Source organism: Nocardia sp. CA-128927 (assembly GCF_050955855.1).
Taxonomy (GTDB): Bacteria; Actinomycetota; Actinomycetes; order Mycobacteriales; family Mycobacteriaceae; genus Nocardia.
Genome location: NZ_CP192087.1, coordinates 5271444 through 5286877 on the forward strand (window position 1 = coordinate 5271444; position 15434 = coordinate 5286877).

Annotated in this window: 16 protein-coding genes and 1 pseudogene; 9 read left to right on the top strand and 8 right to left on the bottom strand. The window is 66.4% G+C overall.

The window, feature by feature from the left end; translation table 11 throughout:
* The first annotated feature begins 82 nt into the window (after positions 1 to 82).
* Positions 83 to 430, top strand: coding sequence for a DoxX family protein (locus ACQPW1_RS24745; RefSeq protein ID WP_433653844.1), 348 nt, complete (start codon positions 83 to 85; stop codon positions 428 to 430).
* An 8-nt stretch (positions 431 to 438) separates the two neighbouring features.
* On the opposite strand, the gene ACQPW1_RS24750 is transcribed toward ACQPW1_RS24745, so the two are convergent.
* On the bottom strand, positions 439 to 2025 hold the full coding sequence (locus tag ACQPW1_RS24750) for a GMC family oxidoreductase (RefSeq protein ID WP_433653845.1): 1587 nt from the start codon (positions 2023 to 2025) through the stop codon (positions 439 to 441).
* A gap of 236 nt (positions 2026 to 2261) precedes the next feature.
* Between ACQPW1_RS24750 and ACQPW1_RS24755 the strand changes: the two genes are divergently transcribed.
* Positions 2262 to 2699, top strand: a complete 438-nt coding sequence (locus tag ACQPW1_RS24755; protein WP_433653846.1) for a nuclear transport factor 2 family protein — start codon at positions 2262 to 2264, stop codon at positions 2697 to 2699.
* Between the two features lie 31 nt (positions 2700 to 2730).
* Here ACQPW1_RS24755 and ACQPW1_RS24760 read toward each other — a convergent pair whose 3' ends face one another.
* Genes ACQPW1_RS24760 through ACQPW1_RS24785 form a run of 6 tightly spaced genes read right to left on the bottom strand, consistent with a single transcriptional unit; the run spans position 2731 to position 8321 of the window.
* Complete coding sequence (locus ACQPW1_RS24760) at positions 2731 to 3309, bottom strand: TetR family transcriptional regulator (RefSeq protein ID WP_433653847.1); 579 nt, start codon at positions 3307 to 3309, stop codon at positions 2731 to 2733.
* A gap of 28 nt (positions 3310 to 3337) precedes the next feature.
* Positions 3338 to 4807: an FAD-dependent oxidoreductase gene (locus ACQPW1_RS24765; RefSeq protein WP_433653848.1), complete on the bottom strand. Its 1470-nt coding sequence runs from the start codon at positions 4805 to 4807 to the stop codon at positions 3338 to 3340.
* 12 nt (positions 4808 to 4819) lie between these two features.
* Positions 4820 to 5224, bottom strand: coding sequence for a carboxymuconolactone decarboxylase family protein (locus tag ACQPW1_RS24770; protein WP_433653849.1), 405 nt, complete (start codon positions 5222 to 5224; stop codon positions 4820 to 4822).
* The gene (locus tag ACQPW1_RS24775; RefSeq protein ID WP_433653850.1) at positions 5221 to 6090 is read right to left on the bottom strand and encodes an NAD(P)-dependent oxidoreductase; all 870 of its coding nucleotides are present in this window, start codon (positions 6088 to 6090) and stop codon (positions 5221 to 5223) included. The genes ACQPW1_RS24770 and ACQPW1_RS24775 overlap by 4 nt, the downstream gene beginning before the upstream one ends.
* Positions 6087 to 6836, bottom strand: coding sequence for an SDR family oxidoreductase (locus ACQPW1_RS24780; protein ID WP_433653851.1), 750 nt, complete (start codon positions 6834 to 6836; stop codon positions 6087 to 6089). Before ACQPW1_RS24780 ends, ACQPW1_RS24775 begins: the two co-directional genes overlap by 4 nt.
* Positions 6837 to 6851: 15 nt before the next feature.
* A complete protein-coding gene (locus tag ACQPW1_RS24785) occupies positions 6852 to 8321 on the bottom strand; it encodes an aldehyde dehydrogenase (RefSeq protein WP_433653852.1) in 1470 nt (489 codons plus the stop codon).
* A 297-nt stretch (positions 8322 to 8618) separates the two neighbouring features.
* Here ACQPW1_RS24785 and ACQPW1_RS24790 point away from each other — a divergent pair, with 297 nt between their 5' ends.
* The 7 genes and pseudogenes from ACQPW1_RS24790 (at position 8619) to ACQPW1_RS24820 (ending at position 14053) form a co-directional block, all read left to right on the top strand.
* Positions 8619 to 9824 carry a cytochrome P450 gene (locus ACQPW1_RS24790; RefSeq protein WP_433665327.1) on the top strand — a complete coding sequence of 402 codons (1206 nt, stop codon included), beginning with the start codon at positions 8619 to 8621 and terminating at the stop codon, positions 9822 to 9824.
* Positions 9824 to 10630: an SDR family oxidoreductase gene (locus ACQPW1_RS24795; RefSeq protein ID WP_433653854.1), complete on the top strand. Its 807-nt coding sequence runs from the start codon at positions 9824 to 9826 to the stop codon at positions 10628 to 10630. Before ACQPW1_RS24790 ends, ACQPW1_RS24795 begins: the two co-directional genes overlap by 1 nt.
* Positions 10627 to 10833, top strand: coding sequence for a ferredoxin (locus ACQPW1_RS24800; protein WP_433653856.1), 207 nt, complete (start codon positions 10627 to 10629; stop codon positions 10831 to 10833). Before ACQPW1_RS24795 ends, ACQPW1_RS24800 begins: the two co-directional genes overlap by 4 nt.
* Positions 10833 to 11378 carry a nuclear transport factor 2 family protein gene (locus ACQPW1_RS24805; RefSeq protein WP_433653857.1) on the top strand — a complete coding sequence of 182 codons (546 nt, stop codon included), beginning with the start codon at positions 10833 to 10835 and terminating at the stop codon, positions 11376 to 11378. The genes ACQPW1_RS24800 and ACQPW1_RS24805 overlap by 1 nt, the downstream gene beginning before the upstream one ends.
* A gap of 5 nt (positions 11379 to 11383) precedes the next feature.
* Positions 11384 to 12628 (top strand): hypothetical protein, encoded by a 1245-nt coding sequence (locus tag ACQPW1_RS24810; RefSeq protein WP_433653859.1) that lies wholly within the window; start codon positions 11384 to 11386, stop codon positions 12626 to 12628.
* Positions 12629 to 12746: 118 nt separating this feature from the next.
* Positions 12747 to 13868 (top strand): annotated as a pseudogene (locus ACQPW1_RS24815) (IS701 family transposase); the annotation flags it as partial.
* 20 nt (positions 13869 to 13888) lie between these two features.
* Positions 13889 to 14053: a hypothetical protein gene (locus tag ACQPW1_RS24820; RefSeq protein WP_433653860.1), complete on the top strand. Its 165-nt coding sequence runs from the start codon at positions 13889 to 13891 to the stop codon at positions 14051 to 14053.
* On the opposite strand, the gene ACQPW1_RS24825 is transcribed toward ACQPW1_RS24820, so the two are convergent.
* Positions 14015 to 15256, bottom strand: coding sequence for an RNA-guided endonuclease InsQ/TnpB family protein (locus ACQPW1_RS24825; protein ID WP_433653862.1), 1242 nt, complete (start codon positions 15254 to 15256; stop codon positions 14015 to 14017). The two genes, ACQPW1_RS24820 and ACQPW1_RS24825, sit on opposite strands and share 39 nt — an antisense overlap.
* Positions 15257 to 15434 lie beyond the last annotated feature (178 nt).

Below are 15434 nucleotides of genomic sequence, written 5' to 3' on the forward strand. Positions count from 1 at the left end.
GACGGATCACACAGCGTCCGGTCGATCGGCGTCACCTCACGATCGCAGACCGGCCGCACCACGAAACAGGAGGGTGTTACCCATGTCCACCGCTTACGTCATCGTCACCATCGCCGCCGCGGCCGCCATGCTGATCGCGTCGGGAGTCGACGTGTTCCGTGCCCAGTGGGTGCGCGACAACATGCGGAGCTACGGCATCCCGGACTGGACGCTGTACCCCCTAGCAGTGATCAAGACGGTCGGTGCCCTCGGTTTACTCGTCGGACTGGCCATCCCGCCGCTGGGGCTGGCCGCCGCGATCTGCCTCGTCCTCTACTTCATCGGCGCGATCATCACGATCCTCCGCGCCCGCGGTTACGGCGACCTCGCCTATCCGATGCCTTATCTGGCATTGGCCGCCGCATCGCTCGCCTTGTTTGTCGCGTCCTGAAGCTGGCGCTACCCGTTCTGGATGAACTTCGCCGCCTGCTCGCCGATGAAAACGGCGGGGGCGTGGGTATGACCGCGGATGAGCAGCGGCATGACCGACGCATCGGCTACTCGAAGGCCCTGCACGCCACGCACTTCCAGCTTCGGGGTGACGACGCTCGCCACGTCGGTACCCATCCGGCAGGTGCCGATCGGGTGATACAGGGTGTGCGAGTAGCCGTTCAGGGTGAGTTCGAGGGTGGCTTCCAATTGCGACGGTGCCTGCGGCGGGTAGATGAGTGGGCCCAGAACGGTTTTCATGGCCGGCGCGTTGGCGATATCGGTGCAGGTGCGCAGGCCGGACATGAGGGCGGCGCGGTCGATGCCCGCGCTGTCGGATAGGTAGCGCGGATCGATCAACGGCTTCGCGGCCGGATCCGCGGAGGCCAGTGTGATGCGCCCGCGACTGTGCGGGCGCAACAGCACGGTGGCCAAGATGACGCCGTGCTCGGTCGGATCGACCAGGCCCTCGTAGTAGAACGGCGCGGGGGCGAAGATCATCTCGAGGTCGGGCAGGTCCAAATCGGGCCTGCTGCGGACGAATCCATAGGCCTCGCCGACATTCGAGGTGAGCATCCCGCGATGCCGGATCAGGTAGTCGAGCAGCTGGCGTGGTTTCTCCGCGGCGAACAGCGAGTCCTCGGCCACGCTGTAGCCGACGCCGGTGACGAGATGATCCTGCAGGTTCGCGCCCACCTCGGGCGCGTGCCGCAGCGCGCGAATGCCCTGGCGCGCCAGCTCATCCCGGTCGCCGATGCCCGAAAGCATCAGCAGCTGCGGGCTGTTGATCGCACCACCGCACAACACCACCTCGCGGCGCGCGGTGACCGTGTGTGGACCGCCGCCCTGGTGGTATTCGACACCGACCGCTTGGGTTCCCTCGAACAACACCCGCGTAGCCAGTGCCTCGCTGCGGATCGTCAGGTTCGGCCGCCGCATCGCGGGCCGCAGGTACCCGTCGGCGGTGCTCCACCGCTTGCCGCCGTGCTGGCTGACCATGGTCTCGCTGAAGCCTTCCGGCTCCGGCCGATTCGGCGGCTCGACCTGGAAACCCGCCTCCCGCACCGCGGTCAGGTAGGCGGCGGTGAGCGCGCGCGGGCTGCGCTGCCGGGAGATGTGCATAGGCCCGTTGGCGCCCTCGTCCGGATACTGTGCGTCCTCGACACATTCGATCCGCCGGAACTGCTCGACGGCGGCCGCGAAACCCCACTCCTGGCCGGCCAGCAGCGCCCATTCGTCGTAGTCGGCGCGGAAGCCACGCACCCACATCATCGCGTTCATCGAGGACGAGCCGCCGAACATCTTGCCGCGCGGCCAGTAGATCTGCCGGTTCTTCAGCTCGGGCTGCGGCTCGGTCAGATAGTCCCAATCGACTTCGGAGCGAAAGAGTTTCGCGAATCCGGCCGGAATGTGGGCGAACTTGTTCTTGTCCGCGGGCCCCGCCTCCAGCAGCACCACCGAGACATTCGGATCGGCGCTGAGCCGGTTCGCCAGCACCGCACCCGCGGATCCGGCGCCGACGATCACATAGTCCGCAGAAAGCCCACCTGGTTGCACAATCCCACTCCGATCTGTGACGCCTACGGCAAAGATACGAGGATCGAGCGGACCGGGGTTCGATTTCGGCGCAACCGGGCACAAGTCACCGACTGTGGTCCTTTGCTGAACTTGCCGACGGCCGATAGGGTGGCAAAGCAGGTGATGGCAGTCACAAAACGATCGATCGGTCGTATTGATTTGATAACCTCGGTTGAGACCATTCGGTTCCCTTTGATCGAGAGGCTGTGATGGATATGTCCGACGAGGACCGCGCGCGCAAGATCGCGACAATCGAGCAGTTCTACGAGTTCATCTCGGCGCGAGAGTTCGAGAAGTTGTACGAGTTGTGCACCGACGATGTCCGGATGTCGATCCCGTACCAGCTGCCCGGCTTCCCGAATCATGGTGCGGGCAAAGAGAATCTGCGCCAATTGAGCGGGGCGATGGATCGGTACAGCTCCACCGCCCAGTCGGTGGTCAAGGTCGAGCCCATGCTGAATCCGGACAGTTTCCTGGTCGCGACCAAGGGCGACATGGTCGTCCGGGACACCGGCAGGCCGTATCGCAACGACTACCTCAATGTCTTCCGGTTCCGCGACGGCAAGGTCGCCGAGTGGGTCAGCTACCACGACCCGGTGCGTCAGCTGGTCGCGTTCGGATTCACCGAGCTTCCGGTGCCTGTCGAGTCCTGATCGTCCGTTCGGCCGCGGGCGCTGAGTATCGCTATTTCAGGATGAGTAAGGCGGACTTCTCGATGCGGTCGGCGATCTCCGAGTACGACGCGTAGCCCATGCCCGCTCGCACGAGTGCGCCCGCGTACAGCAGTTCCAGTGATTCGACGACATCCGGGTCCGCGTTCTCGCCGAGTGCCCGGATGAGTCGTTTGCGGATCTCGGCGCCGATGCGGCCACGCAGGTGCACCACATCGGGATCGCGGCCGAGCAGCGCGCTGGTCACCGCGCCGGACAGTTCCTGTTCGTCGGCCACCAGCATCGCGATGTTGCGTAACTCGGCGACCACTCGCACGGTCGCGTCCGCGTCCTCGCTCACCGGGGACGGCGCGGAAATCAAACGCCGCCAGAAGATCTCGGCGACCAGGTGTTCCTTCGAGGAGAAGTAGGTGTACGCGGTGGCCGCCCCGACCCCGGCCGCGGCGGCGACCATCCGGATCGTCATCCCCGCGAACCCTTCGCGGGCAAGCACTTCCACCGCCGACTTGGTGAGCTTGTCGACGGTGTCGGCCTGTTTTCCGGACAGCCTGCGGCGGGTCGCCTCGAGAATGACGGAATCGGGTTCGGACATGTGTCTGGATACTACTACCGTGGGCAGTTCAGTTCTTCGCGGCGGCGATGCCGGCCCGGCGGCCGTAGAAACTGCCGTCGCCCAGGGACGCTCCGCTCACGTACCCGCCCGCGCACAGTCCGGAGGTGCAGCGCCCCGCGGCGAACAGGCCGGGGATCGGCTCGCCGGAGACGTGCAGCACCCGGGAGTCGAGGTCGGTGCGCAGCCCGCCGAGCGTGAAACCCGCCGTGAACCCGCGCATGTCGAACGCTGCCAGCGAACCTTGGAGTGGGCGAACCCATTCCGGCTTCTTGCCGAGCAGCGGGTCCTTGCCGTCGGCGGCGTGCAGGTTGTAGCAGTCGACGGTGGCTTGCAGCGCAAGAGTTGGTAGTCCCATGTCGGCTTCGAGTTCGGCGACCGTTTCGGCGGCCCAGGTCGGCGGCTGCCGGAAGAACGGGGTCGAGGTCTCGGTGGCGAGTCCGGCTTCGTAGGACGCCTCGTCGATGACGAGAAAGGCCTGGTTCTCCTGCTGAATGAGCGTCGCCTGGCCGATCCGGCCCGGGTAGGTGTCCTCGGCGATGAAGCGCTGGCCGCGCCCGTTGACCAGGATGCCACGCGCCATCAGCTGCGGGTCACCGAAGAACGCCACCTCGGTCGCGTCCATGTGCGCCAGCTCGGCGCCGAGGGCCTGAGCGACCCGGATGCCGATGCCGTCGTGCTCCTCGATCGCGGCCGCGGGCCTGCCGATCAGGCGCGGTGCGTAGCCTTCGATCATCTGCTGGTGGTAGGCGAAACTGCCGGTGGCCAAGACGAGGCCGCGGTCGGCACGGATCGCCACCTCCTTGCCGTAGCGCTTGGCGATCACCCCGACGACGCGATCGTCGTCGTCCATCACCAGTCGGCCGATCCGCAGGTCGTATTCGACTCGGACACCTAGAGATTCGGCGGTCTCCGCGAGTGGCTTCATCAGCATGTAGCCGCCGCTCTTGCGGCCGATCTTCTTGTCAGCCATCTGCGGAACATGGCCGCGCGGAGCCGGTTTCGCGATCGCGTTGAACGGTGCGGCGTTCTCGCCGCCGGAGTACATCAGCCCCTCGTCGTGCGGCGGCTCCCAACCGGGCTCGCCCCAGAATGCCTCGCGGAACGGCACGCCATTGGCGACGAGCCAGTTGTAGTGCTCGACGCTGCCGCGGGCGTAGTCGGAGATCTTGGCCTTGTCCACGCCGGGGCCGAGCGCCGCCAGCAGGAAGGTCTCCATGTTCTCGGGTGTGTCCTCGAAGCCGAGGGCCTGTTGCAGCGGTGTGCCGCCGCCCAGGTAGATGAAGCCGCCCGCCATTGCGGCCGCGCCGCCCCAGCCGCCGGTGCGCTCCAGGATCAGCACGTCGGCGCCCGCCCGGGCCGCCTCGATCGCGGCACACACCCCGGCGATGCCGTATCCGGCGACGACGACGTCGGCCTGCTGGTCCCACTCGGTGATACTGCTCGCGCGCACCGGGCGAAGGGTGTTGGCATCAGACATGTTTCGGGTCCTTCACTCGGTGCGATCGGCTTGTTGCTGGCGGGCGGCTTTCTTTTGTTGCGCCACAATGGTGCCCACCAGGAGATCGAGTTTGGTGCCGTTCGGCCAACCGACGTAGTGGCAGAGGAATACCGCGATCTCATGCAGCTGCTCCTCGGTCAGTTCCTCGTTGCGCAGCGCGGCACCGATCTGGATGCCCGCCGTGTCGATGGCGCCCTGCGCGGTGAGTGCGCCGAGGAGGAGCAGCCGCCGGTCCCGGATGGACAGTGCGGGGCGCGACCAGATGTCGGCGAACAGGTGGTCGGCGGTGACCGCGAAGTGGCTGCCCGGGTAGTCCTGGAACTCGGTGCCGTACACCTCGGCCATCTTGGCCAGGCCGCGCTCACGCACGGAATCGGCGGAACCGTTGTCAGTCATGACGTTTGCCTTTCGGAGGCGCCGACGCCGAGCCCGGGGCCGAGCCGGTCCAGGGCGAGTTCGGCGAGGGGGAGCGGGACATCGAGGCGGGCGGCGAGGTCGAGGGCGAGGCTCAGGTCCTTCTCGCCGAGGTCGCGCACGTGCCGCAGGATCGGCAGCCAGAAGTCGCCCTCCGCGATCGGTGCGGTGCGGTCGCGCAGCATGATGGCGCCGGGGCCGCCGGTGACGGCGTCGGAATGGCGAACCACCTTGCCGAGCAACGTGATATCGAGTCCGGCGGCCTCGGCCAGCCGCTGCGCCTCGGTGACGGCGGTGAACGCGACGAAGTGGACCAGGTTGCGCGCCAGCTTCATTCGGGTTCCGGCGCCGACGGGTCCGGCGTGCACGATCAGGTCGGCGAAACAGCCGAAGGGCGCTTGCACCCGTTCGAACGCTGCTTCGCGGCCGCCGACCATGACCGCGAGAGTGCCTTTCGTCGCGCCCGGTCTGCCGCCGCTCACCGGTGCGTCGACGAATTCGACACCGTGCGTGGTGCATTCGGCGGCCAGTTCTTCGGCAGTCCGGTCGCTGATCGTCGAGTGAACCGCCACCACGGTTCCCGGTGCGGCACTGCGCAGTACCCCCTCGGGGCCGGTGATCACGTCGCGCACCTGTGCGTCGTTCACCACCGCCACCGAGATGACGGTTGCCTGCTCGGCGAGCTGGGCCGGTGACTGGGCGGCGTCGGCACCGGCTTCGGTGTATGGCTGCACGGCTTCGGCTCGCACATCGCACACGGTCAGCCCGCCCGGCCAGTCGAGCAGTCGTTTGGCCATCGGCGCACCCATGGCACCGAGTCCGATGAAGCCGATCCTGTCATCGCTCATGACCGGAACACCTGTCCGCCATCGACATTGAAGATCTGTCCGGTGACCCAGCTCGCCTCGTCGGACAGCAGGTACAGGCACGCACCGACCAGATCCGCCGGTGTGCCCATCCGCTTGAGCGGCAACCGGTTCACCATGTCCTCCACGATGGCCGGGGGCGTCACCGCCTTGGTGGCGTCGGTGTCGATGGGACCCGGTGCGATGGCGTTGATCCGGATGTTCGAGCCGCCGAGCTCGAACGCGAGCTGCTGGGTCAGGCCGTTGATGCCGACCTTGGCCAGGCCATAGAAGCTGGAGTATGTCCAAGCGGCGGTCGACGATTGGTTGACGATCGACCCGCCCGCCTTGCGCATGTGCGGCCATACGGCACGCGTCATGTTCAGCGCGCCGTCCATGTTCACGCTCATGAACTTCTTGTAGTAGTCCCACGGCACGGTCAGCAGCAGATTGAGCTTCATCTCGCCGTAGATGGCCGCGTTGTTGACCAGGTGGTCGATGCCGCCGAACTCGGCGACCGTCAATTCGGCCAGGGCCGTGGCGGATTCGGGATCGGAAACGTCGACCTGACCGAACAGCGCGGTACCGCCGTCGGCGGTGATCTTCTCGACGGTCGCCTGGCCGCCCTCGGCATTCTTGTCGGCGACAACGACTTTCGCGCCCGCGGCGGCCAGCGCGGCGGCGTACGCGGCACCGATGCCCTGTGCGGCACCGGTGACGATGACGGATCTTCCCGCGAAACGGGCCATGACGGTGTGCTCCTCTTATCCAGCGGTCGCGATCAGCTTGGTTTCCAGGTATTCCTCGAACCCGGCGATGCCCATCTCCCGGCCGATGCCGGACTGCTTGTAGCCGCCGAAGGGTGCGTCGGCGGAGTACCAGACGCCGCCGTTGACGCTCAGCGTGCCGGTGCGTACGCCGTTGGCGACGTGGCGGATTCGGCCGGGGTCGGTGCCCCACACCGAGCCGGACAGGCCGTAGGGGGAGTCGTTGGCGAGCCGGATGGCGTCATCGTCGCCGTCGTAGGGGATGACCACCAGCACCGGGCCGAAGATCTCCTCGCGGGCGACGGTCGCGGTGTTGGGCACGTCCGCGATCAGCGTCGGTTCGATGAAGAAGCCGCGCTCCTGATTCTTCGGCCGACCGCCGCCGACCACGATGCGGCCGCCCTCGGACCGCGCGATGTCGAGGTAGCGTTCGACCCGGGCGCGCTGCCGTTCGGAGATGAGTGGCCCGCACACCGTCCGTGAGCTCGCCGGATCACCCGGCTTGATCCCTGCCATCGTCGCGGCCGCCGCCTGAACCGCCTCGTCATAGGCCGCGCGGGGGACGAGCAGCCGGGTAGTGATCGCGCAGCCTTGCCCGGCGTGCACGCACACCGAAAATGCCGCCACCGCACAGGCTCCCGCGATATTCGCGTCGTCGAGCACGATGAACGCCGACTTGCCACCCAGTTCGAGGAACGCCTTCTTGAGAGTCGTTGCGGCGCCGCGCATCACCGCGCGCCCGGTCTGCGTCGAACCCGTGAAGCTGATCAGGTCGACCAGCGGATGCTCGGTGAGTCGCGCACCGAGCCCGTGGTCGGCGGAGGTCACGATGTTCACCACACCGGCCGGGATGTCGGTCTCCTCGGCGAGGATCGCGCCGACGGCGGCCGCACACCACGGTGTGTCCGGAGCGGGCTTGAGCACCACGGTGTTTCCGGCGGCGAGCGCGGGACCGAGCTTGGCGAAGGTGATCTGGTGCGGGAAGTTCCACGGGGTGATCGCGCCGACCACCCCGACGGGCTCGCGGCGCAGCACCCGGCGGGTCTTGATGCCCATCGGCTCCGCGACGCCGAGATCGGTTTCCCAGCTGTAGGTTTCGGCCAGCGAGGCGGAGTAGGCGAGGTCGGCTATCGGGCCTTCGAGCTGCGGGCCGCGGGTGAACATGGCGGGCGCGCCCGCCTCGGCGATGGTGAGCTCGCGCAGTTCTTCGATGTGTGATTGCAGTGCGGTGCGCAGCTGTTCGAAACAGTGCGCGCGGAAGGCGTGATCGCGGGACCAGTCGGTCTCGTCGAACGCGGTGCGGGCCGCGACGACGGCCGCGTCCAGGTCGCCGGCGTCAGCGTTCGCGGCCTGCCCGAGGACCTCCTCGGTCGCCGGATTCACGGTGGCGAAGACCCCGTCCCCGCCCTCGACCAGCTTGCCGCCGATGAGCAGCCGGGCTCCGTCGGCGGGCAGCAGGCTGGTCATGCGGTTCTCCGATGCTGTCTGGACATGTGTACGGAATGTAGTCGCGAGTCGCGATTTCACGCAAGAACAGGTTCTAACTCAGCCATTCTGATCCAAGCGTCGTGCCGTCGTGGGGGAATCTCCGCGGTTCTCGGGCGAGTCGACCGGATTGTGCGTAATCGTGTTGGTAGGCCGCTGGAAACGTTGTCGGAGGTGTGCACCGATGGTACTGTCCAGACACATGTCCAGCTATCTGTTTCCCCTCGACTCGATGCGGGTTGTCGATCGGGAGAACTTGTTCTCGAATGGCGGGTGGCGGTGGTGACGGCCGCGTTGGAGCCCTTGACGTTCGATCCGTACGACTACCGGTTCCACGAGGACCCGTATCCGACGTATCACCGGCTGCGCACCGAGGCGCCGCTGTACTACAACGCCGAGCTGGATTTCTGGGCGCTGTCCCGGCATGCCGACGTGACCAACGGATTCCGGGACAGCACCAGGCTGTCGAGCGCCAACGGTGTTTCCCTCGATCCGGCCGCCTGGGGTCCGCACGCGCACCGGGTGATGTCGTTCCTGGCCATGGACGATCCACGGCATCTGCGCATGCGCAGGCTGGTCTACAAGGGATTCACGCCCAAGCGGGTGGCCGAAATGCAGGGCCGGATCAAGGAATTGACCCTGTCCTACCTCGAACCCGCCATTGCCACAGGATCTTTCGACTGGATCGACGAGGTCGCGGGCAAGCTGCCGATGGACGTCATCTCCGAGCTGATGGGCGTGCCCGCGCGCGACCGAGTCGAAATTCGCAGGCTCGCCGACCTTGTCGTGCATCGCGACGACGGGGTGCTCGACATTCCGCAGGCCTCCATCGAGGCCTCGATCAAGCTGCTCACCTACTACACCGAGATGGTGGCCGAGCGTAGACGCACGCCGTCCGACGACTTGACCTCGGCGCTGTTGGATGCCGACGTCGACGGCGACACGCTGTCGGATCAGGAGATCATCGGGTTCCTGTTCCTGATGGTGGTCGCGGGCAACGAGACCACGACGAAACTGCTCGGCAACGCGCTGTATTGGGGCGCGCGGAACCCGGGGGAGTACGCCAAGGTCGCGGCGGAACCTGCGCACGTGCCGGATTGGGTGGAAGAGACGCTCCGCTACGACACGTCCAGTCAGGTGATCGCGCGGTCCGCCACGGCGGAACTCGACTATCACGGCGGCACGATCCCCGCCAGGGCGAAGGTGCTGTTGTTGATCGGCTCGGCCAACCGCGATCCCGCGGTGTTCGATGACGGCGACACCTTTCGCGTCGATCGCGCCGACAAGGCCGGGTTGGCGAGTTTCGGTGCGGGCGTGCACTACTGCCTCGGTGCTCACCTGGCTCGACTGGAAGCCGCGGTCGCATTGCGCGAGTTCGCTTCCAGGGTGCGGTCATACGACGTTGAAGAGGCGGGCATCGTGCGCGTGCACTCCTCGAATGTGCGCGGCTTCGCCAAGCTGCCGATTGTTGTGGAGGCGAGCTAGTGCCCCGTTTCGAACCCCATCCCGCCCGCCGTCCGGTTCTCGTCGCGGGAGCGTCGTCCGGCATCGGCGCCGCCACCGCGGCCGCGCTGGCCGAACTCGGGCATCCGGTCGCGCTCGGTGCGCGCCGGGTCGACCGGTGCGAGGAACTCGCGGAGAAGATTCGCGCCGACGGTGGCGAAGCCTTCGCGCACCGGCTGGACGTCACCGATGCCGCGTCGATCGACGAATTCGTGCGTGCGGCCGAAAACGCGTTGGGCGCCATCGAGATTCTGGTCTCCAGTGCCGGGGACATCGAGTTCTCGCCGGTGCACGAGATGGATCCGGAGCGGTTCCTGCATCAGGTGCAGGTGCATCTGATCGGCGCCCATCGGCTGGTGCATCGGGTGCTGCCTGGCATGGTCGATCGGCAGCGCGGTGACGTCGTACTGATCAGCTCGGACTGTGCCCCCGAGCCGCGGCCGCGCACCGGTGCCTACAGCGCCGCCAAAGCCGGTTTGGAGGCCATGGCGTTGCAGATGCGAATGGAATTGGAAGGCACCGGGATTCGGGCCTCCCTGGTGCGGCCGGGGCCGACGCTGACCGGAATGGGCATGGACTCCACCCCCGAGATCATCGGGCCGGTGCTGGAGGCGTGGAAGGACTGGGGCTTCGCTCGGCATCCGAACATGCTGCGCCCGAACGATCTGGCCGCCGCGGTGGTGGCGGTGGTATCCACGCCACGCGGTGCGCACCTCGTTCTCGTCGAGGTGCAGCCGGAGGCGCGGGTGCGGGATCGGTCGAAAGAACAAGGCGGGAGCCAACAGTGAAAGTCATCGCAGACCTGGATCTGTGTCAGGGCCACGCCGTATGTCAGGACGAGGCGCCGGACGCCTTCCGAGTACCCAAGCGGGGCCAGGTGGAAATCCTGGTGGACGAGCCGGACCCGGCCAACCGGGCCGATATCGAGCGCGCAGTCCAGTACTGCCCGACGCAAGCGCTGTCGATCGCTCCGACGGAAGGTGCCCGGTGATGGGTTTCGCGCGTGACGAGCTGGACGAGATGGTCCGGCGCTGGCTGATCGAGAACCAGCGCTGCGAGGAGAAGGGCGACTGGAAACCCCTCGCCGAGATGTACACCGAGAACGCCACCTACGGCTGGAACTGCGGCCCGACACAGGAATTCATGGCCGTCGGCCGCGACGAGATCCGTGACCTCGCCCTCGGTCAGGAGATGCAGGGACTCGACGGCTGGACCTACCCGTACCAGGAGTTCGTCATCGACGAGCGCAGCGGCACCGTCATCGGCTTCTGGAAACAGGTGTCGGAGGTGAAACGGCCCGACGGACGGCACTATTCGCCCGAGGGTATCGGCGGCAGCTGGTTCCGCTACGGCGGCGACTTCCAATGGTCTTGGCAGCGTGACTTTTTCGACTTCGGCAATGTCTCGCACATGTTCATGGAGATGATCACCGGCAACGTGCTGCCCGACGGGATGCAGCAGCGCATCCAACGCTCGGTCGCCGGTCCGCTGCCCGGGTGGTATCCCGTCGGTGAATCCCCGGCCTCGCTGTGGTGAAAGTCTTGTCGGGGAGCAACTTCGAGCAGCTGTCGCGGTCAGAGCTCGCCATACTGCTGCCCGAACTGCTGCTGTGCGGTCACCTGATCGACCGGTCCGGCATGGCGCACACCATCGCGGCGTTCGGTCGCGAGGGGATGACCGCCGTCGCGATCGAGGAGTGGCAGCTCGCCAGTCCGGTCTACACGCGGCGCATGCAACGGGCGTTCGGGTTCACTGGCGACGATGTGGTCACCATCTTCAAGGGGTTGCAGCTGGATATCGGTGCCCCACCGCAATTCATGGACTTCCGGTTCCGCGTCGACGATCGCGACCACGGCGAGTTCTGGCTCGACCACTGCGGTGCGCTGCTGGATGTGGAGCCGATGGGGGAGGACTTCGTGGTGGCAATGTGTCACGACATCGAGGATCCGACCTTCGATGCCACCGCGCTGGCCACCAATCCGCACGCTCAGGTCCGGCCGATTCATCGCCCGCCGCGTCGCCCGGCCGACCGGAAACCGATGTGTGCGTGGACGGTTACCATCGACGCCGCCCATATCCCGCCGTCGGTGCCGCCGAACGCGGATCGGATGGCGTCCACTGTCGCCGCGGGACTGCCGCTGTCCGACATCGATCTCGACGACGAGGGTCGATCCGACTACGCGGGCCCGCTGCTGAGTGATCTTCGCTTCGCAGACTTCTCGAAGTCGGCGTTGGTGCGCATGGCGGATGAGGTGTGCCTGCAACACCATCTGCTGACCCTCGGTTTCCTGATCGCGCTGCGCACCCGGCTCGCCTCGACCGCGGCGCTCGAGCTGGGCCGCAAGCAATTCGCGGGGATCGCCGGGCTCACGGCGGAACGATTGCGCAAGGCATTGAACCTCGGTGACGACCCGGCCGCGCTGGCCACGGTGTTGCGCCTACACCCGGCATGGAACCCGCTGTCCTACACGGGGGTCTGCGTCACGGAAGCCGAAGACGGCGTCCGACTGACGATTCCGCGCGACAGCGGTGCCGAGTCGGACGGTGCCTGGCCCGCGATGATCGATGCCGACCACCTCGCGCCCATCGACGCGATGGCCCGCGCCGTGAACCCCCGATTCGCCGCGCACACAGTCGATTCCACCGACCGTGAGCTGACCGTCGAGATCGCCCGCGCGGAGCAGCCGTTCCGTGAGTCGACCGAGGTCGCGCTGACCCGATTCAGCACCGGGGCCGCCTTTGCCTTCACCGACCGCGGCATCCCGCTGCCGCTGACGGTGGTGTGAGGAATATCGAGAGAATCAACTACCCGGTCCGGAAGGGCGCGGGTTTGCTGCTCACGTTCTAACTGGCTGTTAGTACTGCAACGGCACCTATGTGAGTGAGTGCTGGTAGATCTGGTGTGTGGTGTTGGATCGTGTTGTGGCCGAGTTGGATTCGTTGATGTCACGGATTGCGGGCAGGTTCGCCCGGTCCGAGCCGCGGGAGCGGGCGCGGGAGTATGTGTCGGGGCTGTTGGCGGGTTTGGAACGCAAGAACGGGTGGACGCTCGCTGAACGTGCTGGTGAGGGCAGTCCGGACGGGATGCAGCGGCTGCTGCGCAAGGCTGATTGGGACGTCGATGCGGTGCGTGATGATGTGCGTGACTATGTGGTCGAACATCTGGGTGATCCCGAGGCTGTGCTGGTCGGTGACGAGACCGGATTCCTGAAGAAGGGCGTGAAATCTGCTGGGGTGCAACGCCAGTACTCCGGCACTGCCGGTCGCACGGAGAATTGCCAGATCGGGGTGTTCCTGGCCTACGCCTCGCGCCACGGGCATGCCTTGATCGATCGTGAACTCTATGTTCCCGAGTCGTGGACCTCGGATCGAGACCGCTGCCGCGACGCCGGGATCCCCGACGAGGTCGAGTTCGCGACCAAAGCGCGGCAGATGATCGCCATGCTGCAACGGGCGCTGGCCGCGGCAGTGCCGTTCGCGTGGTTCACCGCCGACGAGGTCTACGGACAGGCGCCCTACCTGCGGGACTGGCTCGAGGACCAGGACGTGTCCTATGTGCTGGCCACCCGCTGTGACCACCAGCTGAGCACCCGCGCCGAGCGCACCGCACGCGCCGACGAACTGATCGCCGACCTCGCCGCAAGCAAGTGGCAGCGGCTCTCGGTCGGAGCCGGCGCGCACGGACCCCGCGAATACGACTGGGCACGCCGCCCGATCGAGGGGACCTGGGCCCGCGGGCGCGGGCACTGGCTGCTGGCACGACGCGCGTTGAGTCCCAACAGCAACGGCGTCTACGAGATCGCCTACTACATCTGCTACGGCCCGCACCGATCCCGCCTGGTCGACCTGGCCTGGGTCGCCGGGTCACGCTGGCATGTGGAGGAGGCGTTTCAGCAAGCCAAGGGCGAAGCCGGGCTCGATCACTACCAGGTCCGCAGCTGGCGGGCCTGGTACGCCCACATCACCCTCTCGATGCTCGCACTCGCCTGGCTGGCAGCGTCGAAAACCCTTGCCGCAAAAGGGGAACCAGCGAACTCGAGCAAGACATGATCGCGCTCACGCTACCGGAAATCCGCCGCCTGCTCATCGCGTTCGTGCTCACCCCACACCATGTCGCCGATCACATCTGGGCCTGGTCGAGCTGGCGGCGACGCCGCCAGCACCAAGCCCGGTTATCGCACTACCGGCGGCGCGGCCACCCACTCACCTGAGTGCCGTTGCAGTATTAGAGGGGTGGCTGCTTTAGGCGCGGTTGATTGGGCGGCCCGATAACTGTGATGTCCGAGTGCGGCGATATTGAGGGCGGCGTTATGGTCGGCGTGGCCGCTCCACCCACAACCGCGGCATCGGAACAACGCTTGGCTGGGTCTGCTTGCCGGGTTGCAGTGCCCGCAGCGGTGACAGGTTTTGCTGGTGTTGCGTGGGTTGACCACCTGCACCGGCACTCCTGCGGCTTGCGCCTTGTAGGTGATCTGGTCACGCAGCTGCGCGAACGCCCAGGAATGTAGTTGCTGCCGCTGCGCCTTGGCGAGCCGTACCCGGTCCCGGATTCCCGATAGGTCTTCTACCGCGATTCCCTGACCGGTGCGTTGTGCCTGGGCAACAAGAGTTTTCGAGAGTTGATGGTTGATGTCGGTGGCGTACCGGGTTTCCTTCCTGCGGCGGGTCTTCAGTTTCCGTTTCGCGGACTTCGTCGCCACCCTCTGCAGCGCGCTCCGCAAGGTTTGGTTCCTCTTCCTGCGGGCAGTCACCGCGCCCCCAGACCAGCGGGCGTCGAGGTCGGTGGGGTCATCGGTAGTGGTCACCGCCAGGTTCACGATCCCCAGATCCACCCCCAACCAGCCGGTGAGGTCATCGGCCGGGATCAGCGGGGGCGGTGTGTCGGTGTCGATGGTGGCGTGCAGGTAGAACTGACCGTCGCGGAAGATCAAATCCGACTCACCTTTCCGGGCGGTGAGTAGTTTCAACTGCCATGGCGCGCACACGAATCCGAGCCGCCGCAGGCGCCCGGCCGTCGTCCAGATCGACACCGTCGAGGAATCGATCCGCCACGACAGGCAGCGATCGTCGAACGGTTGCCCCGCGTCTTTGCGGAATACGATCGCCTTGCCAACGACTTTGGCATACCGTTTCGATCCGGGCGGACCGTAATTCCCGTTGGTCAGGTTCGCTTGTCGGGCCGCATACGCATCAGCGACCTTCTTGATAACCCGGATCGCCGGTTGCGCGGACAACCCGGATGCTTTGAGGTGGGCGTATACCTGCTTCTGTAGCGCGAACGGGCGACGATCGGTGGCGGTGTGCGCGAGCTGCGCGACCGCGTTCGCACCCGCATTGCACAACTCGAGTGTCGCTTTCAACGCCTCATACTGCTCCGGGGTGGGGGCGAGCTTAACGACAACGATCCGCTTCACAACCCGCCCCTCCTCTACGCCGTGGCGCGTTCACCGACCCGATACTCACCCGCTGCGAACAGATCATGACAGAGGTGTGTGACAAGTTCGGCGCGACGAGTCGACCCGCGCTCGCGCAGTGGAGAGTCAACTTCCTCCCGGATCTGAAGGGCCAGGCTTCCGCCGATCAATCCGGTGA